The organism is Zongyangia acetica (assembly GCF_038739695.1).
Taxonomy (GTDB): domain Bacteria; phylum Bacillota; class Clostridia; order Oscillospirales; family Ruminococcaceae; genus Zongyangia; species Zongyangia gallinarum.
In genome coordinates, this window is sequence record NZ_JBBEWN010000004.1 from 218,615 (window position 1) to 228,740 (window position 10,126).

The following is a 10,126-nucleotide window of genomic DNA, read 5'->3' on the forward strand; positions in this document are numbered from 1 at the left end:
TCCCAATGAGTTGTGGCGAAAGGGATAGATTGCTCCTGTAAAACACAGAGGCAAGCCGATGATAAAAAGCAATTTTTTATCATCGCCATGATTAAGTTTTGTCTTTTGGGGGAACAATAAGCTCAGGATGCATCCGAGTAAATCAAAGGCGGAGCGTGAGTCAGCGTGACTGTCAAACGAGGCGATATTTACTATGCGGATCTCAGCCCTGTAGTCGGTTCCGAACAGGGAGGATTGAGGCCGGTACTCATAGTACAAAATGACGTGGGGAACCGTTACAGCCCTACGGTCATAGCAGCCGCCATCACCAGCCAGAAGGAAAAAACAAAGCTTCCAACCCATATTGACGTCAGCGGTACCCAGTGCGGGCTTTCCCGAGATTCCGTAGTGCTGCTGGAACAGATTCGGACCATTGACAAAAGACGGCTCAAGGAGAAAATGGGGAGGCTGGACGACGGCGCAATGGAACCGATCAACAAAGCACTTTCTATCAGTTTTGGATTGCCAGACGATCATCGGCGCTAGTGAGGATACATAAAAGCGTCGGACGTAAAAACAAATGCTGCAGAAGGAATATTATAACGACGCTTTTATGCAGCTTCCAGCGCCGTACAGGATTCGGAAAGATTTTCGGGTGCCTGTAAATAAAAGCAGAGGAGGGCAAAAGCCCTCCTCTGCTTATTTTTCTTCTTTTATATAGCCCGACTTCGCCTTAAAGTGTCAGCATCATATTGGCGCATTTATTGACATCGCCGCAGCCTAGCGTGATGACCAGGTCGCCGTCCTCTGCGTGGCTCATGACATATTGGGCGATCTCAGGAAACTCAGGAAACCATACACACCCCTCGATTTTCTCCGCCAGATCCTTGGCGTAGATGTTATAGGTGTTTTTTTCCCGCGAGCCCATGATTTCAGAAAGGACCACTTGATCGGCGATGGAGAGGGACGCTGCAAAATCATCCAACAGCATTTTGGTCCTGGAATAGGTAAAGGGCTGAAATACCGCCCACACCTTTTTATAGTGCATGGACTTGGCAGCCTCTAATGTGACCTTGATTTCCGCCGGATGGTGGGCGTAATCGTCGGCAATAGTAATGCCCCGCACCTGACCGAGAATCTCAAAACGGCGTTTGGCCCCGCCGAAGTGGGACAGTCCCGCGGCCGCCTGCTCCGGGGTGGCGCCGGCCTGGAAAGAGGCCACAGCAGCTGCGACTGCGTTGAGAACGTTGTGATGGCCGGGAACAGCGATGACCATCCGGGACAATCGGCCGTCTGCCTTGCTCCACAGCTCAAACTGGGTATGCCGTTCCGAGATCACCTGAATATTCCGGGGAAAATAGTCGTTTTCTTCCCCAAAGCCAAAGGTAATCACCTTTTTGTCGAGCCCTTCCAGAGCCTTCATGGAGTTTGCATCGTCACCATTGACCAGGATAGCCTTGGTGGCGTTGGAGGCAAACTTGTGGAAAGATTTGATGATATTTTCCACTGTGCCGAAGTAGTCCAAATGATCGGCATCTATGTTGAGGATGACTGCAATATCAGGATAAAGCTTTAAAAATGTGTCAACGAATTCACAGGCTTCACATACCATGGTATCACTTTCTCCCACCCGGCCGCTTCCGCCGATGAGAGGGAGTTTTCCCCCGATAACCGCAGTGGGATCCAAATTTGCCTCCACCAAGATCTGGGTAATCATCGAGGTAGTGGTGGTCTTTCCATGGGTGCCGCTAACACAGATGGCGTTGGAATACTGACCGGTGACAATCCCCAGCAGCACAGAGCGTTCAATGGCAGGCACATCCGACTCCATTGCGGCAATGAGTTCGGGATTGTCGGCCATGATAGCCGCTGTGTAGACGATAAGGTCCGCCCCTTGGATATTCTCGGCCCTTTGTCCCATAAAAATCGGGATGCCAAGGGCCCGCTCCGCAGCTAGAGTATCGGTTTCATTATTATCAGAACCGGTGATATAATAACCTTTTTTATGGAGAATCTGCACCAGGGGATACATACCAGATCCACCGATGCCGATAAAATGGAGATGCTTTTTCCCCTGCAATATGTGAATGTCCGCGTGGGTCACTTTGGCCATGGATGTATTCAAACCTTTCTATGGAAAATCTGCATGAAGCTGCCTTTTCTATTATATTGCGCTTTGCCCATAAAATAAACACTTTTCTAAGATTTTTGTGGTGGGAAGGCAAAAAAAGGCTCCAAATGAACTTTTTTGTTTTTTTCCAGTGAGATGCTTCTGTCATGAATAACCTTTTCCCAATTGCTTCATAATTAACAGTGTAAACATGCAGAGATTTTGACAAAGAAAGGGAAAATGCCATGAATATTACAGACATCCGTATTCGAAGAATTTATCAGGACACCCGGCTGAAGGCGCTGGTATCTATTACAGTGGACAATGACCTGGCGGTCCATGACATCAAGGTCATTGAGGGGCCGGAGCGACTTTTTGTAGCTATGCCCAGCCGCAGGGAGGAGAGTGGTACGTTCCGCGATATTGTCCACCCCATCACCCCTGAGGCTCGACGCATGATGGAGAGCATGATATTGGAGCGCTATCACGAACACCTGGCTCTTCTGGAGGAAGAGGCGGAACAGGAACACCGCCAGTAAAGGGAAAAGTATAGGCTGCAGTCCCAATAAAAATGGAACTTGTTTGGATAGGTCCTCATAGGATATAGAAGAAAATCCTGTGAGGACTTTTTATTTGGAAACAGATAGTTTTGCTTATCAGGCCAGACAGAAGAATACAGACAGTCTATAATTTTGACGGCTGGGAGGGTTCCCTTGTGAAAGAGATGAAGACAATTGCAGTGGTGGGAGGAGACCTGCGGCAGATGTATTTGGCACAGGCATTTGTCCAAAGCGGCTATACCGTGTATGCGGTAGGCTTTGATGAGGGTGTGGAACCGCCCGAAGGTATCATCATGTCTGACCGTGCTGATATTGCGCTTTCGCTATGCGATGCTGCCATTTTTCCGTTGCCCATGACACTGGATGGCAAGACGGTGAATATGCCCCTCTCCAAGCACACCTTGGATCTTGATGATTGCGCAAAGCAGCTTCCGCCGGCATCCCTGGTCTTTGGGGGGCGGATAGATGAAAATACACAAGCTATTTTTGAGAGGACAGGACATCCTATTGAAGACTATTTCAGACGGGAGGAATTCGCGGTACATAACGCCCAGGCGACAGCGGAGGGAGCGGTGGAGATCATCTTGCGGGAACTGCCTACCACCATCTATCAGCGCCGCATTCTTGTAACCGGTTTTGGCCGTATTTCTAAAGCACTGGTGCGAATTCTCACCGCTATGGGAGCGAAGGTGACGGTAGCGGCGAGAAAATACGGCGATCTTGCTTGGGCCGAAATTTGGGGATGCCAGGGAGTTCATCTCTCAAATCTGGCCGAATGCATTGGGGAGCAGGACGTGGTCGTCAATACCGTACCTGCCGTGGTTCTGCCCCGACAGATGCTTTCCCGGCTCAGTTCCAGCTGCCTGCTGGTTGATTTGGCATCCAAACCCGGCGGTGTGGATTTTGAGACAGCCAAGCAACTGGGGCTGAAAACCATCTGGGCGCTATCCCTCCCTGGAAAGGCCGCCCCGGTGACGGCCGGAGAAATTGTAAAGAACACCATTGTTAATATGATTGCCGAGAGGAGGGAAAGAGATGGAAAAAATTAGAGTAGGGTTTGCCATGTGCGGCTCATTCTGTACATTCTCCAAGGTGCTGCCAGAAATAGAGCGTCTTGTGGAGTTGGGCTATGATGTGGTACCTATCATGTCAGAGTTTGCCTATGCAACCGATACCCGATTTGGAAAGGCGGAGGATTTTATTGCACAGGTCGAGGAGATGACAGGGAAAAAGATCATCCATACCATTGATGAGGCTGAACCCATCGGCCCTAAAAAGCTTTTGGATGTGTTGGTCATCGCCCCCTGCACAGGAAATACCCTGGGAAAACTGGCCTGTGGGATCACCGATTCCAGCGTAACCATGGCGGCCAAAGCACACATCCGCAACGCAAAGCCGGTGGTTATTGCCGTGTCCACCAATGACGGCTTAGGGGCTTCGGCCAAGAACATCGGGATGCTGCAAAATGCAAAATATATCTATTTTGTTCCCTATGATCAGGATGATCATATCCATAAACCATCGTCCCTGGTAGCAGATTTCACCCAGATTGCACCTGCTATCCAAATGGCGCTGAAAAACGTGCAGATTCAGCCTGTCATTCGGTAAATAGCATAAAATGCAGGAAACATTTTGTTTCCTGCATTTTTGATGGAAAAAAGTGCGGGTTCATCTTGCATTTTGCAGCCCAAGCGGATAAAATGAAAGAGAACGGCAAAGAGCGGGAGCGCATTTTTTCGCCTAAAACGCCCCTGTGATAGAGACCGGAAAGGATGAAGACAATACCATGAGCGTAGATTTACTGGCGATGATTGAGGGCAAGATGTCCAGCTTTTCCAAAGGGCAAAAGCTCATCGCCCGCTACATTATAGAGCATTATGACAAAGCGGCCTTTATGACGGCCTCCAAGCTGGGCCAAACGGTCGGAGTGAGCGAATCCACGGTGGTCCGTTTTGCGTCAGAGGTAGGTTTCGAAGGCTATCCCCAGTTGCAGCGCAATATCCAGGAGATGATCCGCAACAAATTGACGGCGGTGCAGCGGATGGAGGTCACCAATGAGCAGATCGGCAATTCCGACGTGCTGGAAAAGGTGCTGAATCTGGATATTGAGAAAATCCGCCGGACCTTGGATGAAACCTCAAAGGAGGATTTTACCGCGGCAGTGGAGGACATTACAGCGGCAAAAAATATCTATATTCTGGGAATCCGCAGTTCCGCCACCTTGGCTGGATTTCTCAGTTTTTATTTTAACCATCTGTTTGAAAATGTACGGCTTGTCAACACTTCCAGTACCAGCGAGATGTTTGAGCAGATGCTGCGCATCGGCAAGGGAGATATTTTTATTGGCATCAGCTTTCCGCGCTATTCCAAACGGACGGTTAAGGCGCTGAAATATGCTTCTGATATGGGTGCCACAGTGGTGTCCATTACCGACAGCAAAATGTCCCCCATCGCCCAAGGGGCAGACCATCTGCTCCTTGCGAGAAGTGACATGGCTTCTTTTGTGGATTCCCTGGTTGCTCCCCTGAGCCTGATCAATGCCCTGATTGTGGCGGTTGGTCTCAAGAAAAAGGATGAGATTTCCAAAACCTTTTCTAAGCTGGAGCGGATTTGGGATGAATACAACGTCTATGAAAAGATAGAAGACGAAGACAATACGGATCATCAGTTTTGAATGAAAGTAGGGAAGTCATGGAGCAAAAGATAGTGGTCATTGGCGCCGGCGCCGCAGGGCTGATGGCGGCGGGACAAGCTGCCAGACGGGGACGGTCTGTCCTGATGATAGATAAAAATGATCGTCCTGCCCGGAAGGTGATGATCACCGGAAAGGGCCGGTGCAATGTGACCAATGACTGCGACAATGAGACCTTTCTCAAAAATATCCGCTCCAACCCCCGCTTTCTCTATTCCGCTATCGCGGGATTTTCCACCGCCGATACCATGGAGTTCTTTGAGAATCTGGGCGTGCGGCTAAAGACGGAACGAGGCAACCGGGTTTTCCCCGTCTCGGATCGTGCTGCCGACATTGTGGATGCCCTCAGCGCGTTTGCGAAGGGTGCGGGCGCCCGTTATCAAAAGGGGCGCGTAGAGAAGATCTTATTCGGGGCAGAGGGCGTGGAAGCTGTTGTATTGGCAGATGGGGAAACCATCGCTTGTACTGACGTCATTGTGGCGACAGGGGGAGAGAGCTACCCGGGAACAGGTTCCACAGGAGATGGGTACCGGCTGGCTAGGATGCTGGGCCATGAGGTGACCCGAATCCGTCCCTCTCTGATCCCGATTGAAACGGAGGACAGCTTTTGCAAAGAAATGCAGGGGCTTTCTCTGCGGAACGTGACACTGACGGTCACCAAAGGAAAGAAAAAGATGTTTTCAGAGCTGGGGGAGATGCTTTTTACCCATTTTGGCGTATCAGGTCCCCTAGTCCTTTCAGCATCATCCCATATGGATGATGAAATAATGGGAGAATATGTACTGCATATTGACTTAAAGCCAGGACTTTCTCCTGAACAACTGGATGCACGGCTGCTCCGGGATTTTGAAAAATATAAAAACAAGGATTTTTTGAATGCTCTAGGGGATCTTTTGCCAAGGAAAATGATTCCGGTGATGGTGCGGCGCTCGGGTATTGAGGGGACAAGCAAGGTCCACCAAATCACACGTCAGCAGCGCCGGAACCTTGTGGAACTGGTGAAAGACTTTACCATCATACCCAAAGCATTCCGCCCTATCAATGAAGCCATTGTAACGGCCGGCGGAGTCAGTGTCAAACAGGTGGATCCCAAAACTATGGAGTCCAAACTCTGCCGGGGCCTTTATTTTGCAGGAGAAGTGCTGGATCTAGATGCTTATACCGGAGGGTTTAACCTGCAGATTGCCTTTTCTACCGGTTTTGCGGCTGGAACCCATGTATAAAATAAGCTTGAGGGAGTATTGTTATGAAAGCGGTTGCCATTGACGGGCCTGCCGGTGCGGGCAAGAGCACCATCGCCAAGGCGGTGGCGGCAAAACAGCAGTTTATCTATGTGGATACCGGCGCATTGTATCGGTCTATCGGCCTCTATGCCGTGCGCTGTGGCAAGGATTACTCAGATGGGACCCAGGTGATTCCCTTGCTGCCGGAGATCAGTCTCCAACTGCGGTATGTAGAGGGGATTCAGCGGGTTTTCTTAAATGGGGAGGATGTCAGCGACCTCATCCGCACCCCGGAGATCGCCATGGCGGCGTCGGGAGTGTCGGCCATCCCACAGGTACGGGAATTCTTGTTTGATCTACAGCGGGATATGGCCAAGGAAAACAATGTGGTGATGGATGGCCGGGATATTGGCACTGTGGTGCTGCCCGATGCAGATGTGAAAATCTTCCTCACGGCGTCGCCAGAGGCGAGAGCACATCGCCGGCATGACGAACATCTGGCCAAGGGGGAAAAGGTTTCCTATGACGATATTCTCCAGGATGTCATTACGAGGGACTACAATGATTCCCATAGAGCGGTGGCTCCGCTGAAACAGGCGGAAGACGCCGTTTTGGTAGATACCACCAATCTTGATTTAGAACAAAGCATTGAGACAGTTATGAAAATTGTGGAAGAAAAGATATAGCATCGACCTATTGACGAAAGGACAAGCGGGGACGATCCCGAGGAAGAGTATCATGAGTTTTTATGGATTTGCCAAAGTGATCGCGTGTAATACGCTGAACTGGTTTTTTAAAGTAAGGATTGAGGGAAAAGAAAATATCCCGCCCGAGGGCGGCTATATTCTCTGCGCCAACCATCGCAGCTATGCCGATCCGGTATTTGTGGGCGGTGCCACACCTCATCAATTGCATTTTATGGCCAAGGCGGAGCTTTTTAAAAACCCGTTTTTTAGTTTTTTGATTCGCCATCTGGGCGCTTTTCCCATTGAAAGGGGAAAAGGGGACACCACAGCGATAGAGACAGCCATTGGGTTACTGAAAAGCGGAAAGGCCATGGTCATGTTTCCAGAGGGTACCCGTTCTAAAGACGGAAAGCCCCTGCGCGCGAAATCGGGCGTGGCTATGCTGGCCTATCAGACGGGGGCGGATATCCTCCCCATGAGCATTAGCTTTGGGAAAAAACTGCATTTCCGGTGCGGGGTTACCATCCGGATCGGAAAGCTTATTAAAAATGAGGAGCTGGGGATCACCGAATTGGTTCCCTCTCAACTCAAGTTTGCAAGTAACCTGATTATGGAACGGATTGTGGAAAACCTTGATCCGGTGGAATAGTTTGCGAGGAAGATTTTTCAGGAGGAAGAAAGATGCCGGTAACTGTGGCACAAACCGCGGGCTTTTGCTTTGGAGTGGAACGAGCGGTTCAAATGGTGTATGATACTTTGAGGCGTGGGGAGAAGGTCTGTACCTTGGGCCCGATTATCCATAATCCGCAGATGGTAGAGGAGCTCAGCAAGGAAGGCGCATCCATCGCAGATTCAGTAGCCCAGGCGCCACAGGACAGCACATTGGTGATCCGTTCCCACGGCGTGGGAATGAAGGCTTATGATGAGATCGCCGCCCGAAACTTGCATTGTGTAGACGCTACCTGCCCCTTTGTGGCAAAGATCCACGCCATTGTGTCAGAAAAGTCCCGGCAGGGCAACGTTGTACTCATTGCCGGCAATGCCAATCATCCCGAGGTACAGGGGATCTGCGGCCACTGTCTGGGACCTGTTTACGTTTTTCAAACACCGGAAGAACTCACAAAAATTGCGCAAAAAAATTCAGAATTGCAGAAAAAACCGGTCATTTTAGTTTCCCAGACGACTTTTAATAAAAAGGTGTGGGAAAAATCCGTAGAAATGGCGAAAAAAGTATATACAAATCTCGAGATTTTTGCTACAATATGTAGTGCTACGGCTAGGCGGCAAGAGGAAGCGATTTCTCTGGCCGGGAAGTCGGACTTAATGATAGTTGTCGGTGGACGTCACAGCTCTAATACGTTAAAGCTGTTTGATATATGCAGCGGAATATGTGAAACTGTTTTGATTGAAACGGCGGAAGAACTGTTTGACTATGATTTCGGCGGCAAAATCAAGGTTGGCGTTACTGCCGGAGCATCAACACCGGCTTTTATAATTAAGGAGGTACAAACAACCATGAGTGAAATTTTGAACAACAATAACATCGAGGAAGATGTGAATTTTGAGGAGGCTTTGGAACAGTCCCTCAAAAGTACATATAATGGAGAGAAGGTAACAGGCATTGTCACTGGCATTGCGCCCAATGAGATTTCTGTGGACATCGGCACCAAGCACGCCGGCTATGTGCCCCTCCATGAACTGACTGATGATCCTACCGCAAAACCCGAAGACATTGTCAAAAAGGGCGACGAGATCAACCTGATTGTTGTCCGTGTCAATGATGTTGAGGGTACCGTCATGCTTTCCAAACGCCGTTATGATGCCATTGCTGGTTTTGAGAAAATCTGTGAGGCTGCTGAGAGTGGCGAGATCCTGGAAGGTGTTGTTGTCGAAGTGGTCAAAGGCGGCGTCATCGCTACCACCAACGGTGTGCGGGTCTTCATCCCGGCATCCCAGGCCACTGCCAGCAGAAACGACAGCTTGGATGATCTGCTGAAAAAGCAGGTTAGATTTAAGATCCTGGAAGTAAAACCGGAGCGCCGTCGTGCTATCGGTTCTATCCGTGCCGTACTCAGAGAAGAAAGAAAAGCACTGGAAGAGAAGTTCTGGAGCGAAGTGGAAGTGGGCAAAGTTTACCACGGCGCTGTTAAGAGCCTGACCTCCTATGGCGCATTTGTCGATCTGGGTGGCGTGGATGGTATGGTCCACATTTCCGAGCTCTCCTGGAGCCGGATTAAGCACCCGTCTGAGGTGTGCAACGTAGGCGATGTACTAGAAGTCTATGTCAAGGATATTGACGCTGAGAATAAAAAGATTTCCTTGGGCTTCAAGAAAGCAGAAGACAATCCTTGGGAGATCCTCAAGAGAGATTACCCAGTGGGTACTGTTTGCAAGGTGAAGATTGTTTCTATGACCGCTTTTGGTGCCTTTGCACAGATCATTCCGGGCATTGACGGACTGATCCATATTTCTCAGATTTCCACCGAGCGGATTAACAAACCGCAGGATGTTCTTTCCATCGGACAGGAGGTCGAGGTTAAGATTACTGACATCGACTTCGAGAAGAAGAGAATCAGCCTCTCCATGCGGGCACTGATTGAAGAGAGAGAGAAGGCCGCACAGGAGGCCGCTGTCCAGGAGGACATGCAGTCTATGCAGGCATTCGCTCAGCAGCAGGCAGAAGCCGCAGCAGAGGAGTCCGCTCCTGAAAGTGCAGAATAGTTATAGTTGAGAAAACGACGCAGGTGACTGCGTCGTTTTTTATTATGCTTTAGCAAAGAAGCCCCAGCGGTAAGTCGCTGGGGCTTCAAAAACCGCCGGCTATGCCGGTGGGAGTTTAGAGCTTAAGCAAGAAGCAACGTCCAAGCTGCTATAAT

10 protein-coding genes are annotated in these 10,126 nt (G+C 49.8%); 9 read left to right on the forward strand and 1 reads right to left on the reverse strand.

Annotation, left to right across the window (positions count from 1 at the left end):
• Positions 1-165: 165 nt before the first annotated feature.
• Positions 166-525 carry a type II toxin-antitoxin system PemK/MazF family toxin gene (locus WGC32_RS05600; RefSeq protein ID WP_191482922.1) on the forward strand — a complete coding sequence of 120 codons (360 nt, stop codon included), beginning with the start codon at positions 166-168 and terminating at the stop codon, positions 523-525.
• Between the two features lie 187 nt (positions 526-712).
• Here the strand turns inward: WGC32_RS05600 and murC are convergent, their stop codons facing one another.
• The gene (gene murC, locus WGC32_RS05605) at positions 713-2,092 is read right to left on the reverse strand and encodes a UDP-N-acetylmuramate--L-alanine ligase (protein WP_191509882.1); all 1,380 of its coding nucleotides are present in this window, start codon (positions 2,090-2,092) and stop codon (positions 713-715) included.
• Positions 2,093-2,334: 242 nt separating this feature from the next.
• Here murC and spoVG point away from each other — a divergent pair, with 242 nt between their 5' ends.
• The 8 genes from spoVG to WGC32_RS05645 all read left to right on the forward strand — a co-directional run bounded on the left by spoVG (position 2,335) and on the right by WGC32_RS05645 (position 9,971).
• Entirely contained in the window at positions 2,335-2,628 is a 294-nt protein-coding gene (spoVG, locus tag WGC32_RS05610; RefSeq protein WP_191482921.1) for a septation regulator SpoVG, read from the forward strand.
• A 185-nt stretch (positions 2,629-2,813) separates the two neighbouring features.
• Positions 2,814-3,698 (forward strand): dipicolinate synthase subunit DpsA, encoded by an 885-nt coding sequence (gene dpsA / locus WGC32_RS05615; RefSeq protein WP_224771626.1) that lies wholly within the window; start codon positions 2,814-2,816, stop codon positions 3,696-3,698.
• Positions 3,685-4,257 (forward strand): dipicolinate synthase subunit B, encoded by a 573-nt coding sequence (locus WGC32_RS05620; RefSeq protein ID WP_191482919.1) that lies wholly within the window; start codon positions 3,685-3,687, stop codon positions 4,255-4,257. The genes dpsA and WGC32_RS05620 overlap by 14 nt, the downstream gene beginning before the upstream one ends.
• Positions 4,258-4,435: 178 nt before the next feature.
• Positions 4,436-5,323 carry an SIS domain-containing protein gene (locus tag WGC32_RS05625; RefSeq protein WP_191509886.1) on the forward strand — a complete coding sequence of 296 codons (888 nt, stop codon included), beginning with the start codon at positions 4,436-4,438 and terminating at the stop codon, positions 5,321-5,323.
• Positions 5,320-6,564 carry a BaiN/RdsA family NAD(P)/FAD-dependent oxidoreductase gene (locus tag WGC32_RS05630; RefSeq protein WP_462933619.1) on the forward strand — a complete coding sequence of 415 codons (1,245 nt, stop codon included), beginning with the start codon at positions 5,320-5,322 and terminating at the stop codon, positions 6,562-6,564. The genes WGC32_RS05625 and WGC32_RS05630 overlap by 4 nt, the downstream gene beginning before the upstream one ends.
• 23 nt (positions 6,565-6,587) lie before the next feature.
• Positions 6,588-7,250, forward strand: a complete 663-nt coding sequence (gene cmk, locus WGC32_RS05635) for a (d)CMP kinase (protein ID WP_342680974.1) — start codon at positions 6,588-6,590, stop codon at positions 7,248-7,250.
• Between the two features lie 52 nt (positions 7,251-7,302).
• The gene (locus WGC32_RS05640) at positions 7,303-7,899 is read left to right on the forward strand and encodes a lysophospholipid acyltransferase family protein (RefSeq protein WP_342680975.1); all 597 of its coding nucleotides are present in this window, start codon (positions 7,303-7,305) and stop codon (positions 7,897-7,899) included.
• A 32-nt stretch (positions 7,900-7,931) separates the two neighbouring features.
• Positions 7,932-9,971 (forward strand): bifunctional 4-hydroxy-3-methylbut-2-enyl diphosphate reductase/30S ribosomal protein S1, encoded by a 2,040-nt coding sequence (locus WGC32_RS05645; protein ID WP_342680976.1) that lies wholly within the window; start codon positions 7,932-7,934, stop codon positions 9,969-9,971.
• Positions 9,972-10,126 lie beyond the last annotated feature (155 nt).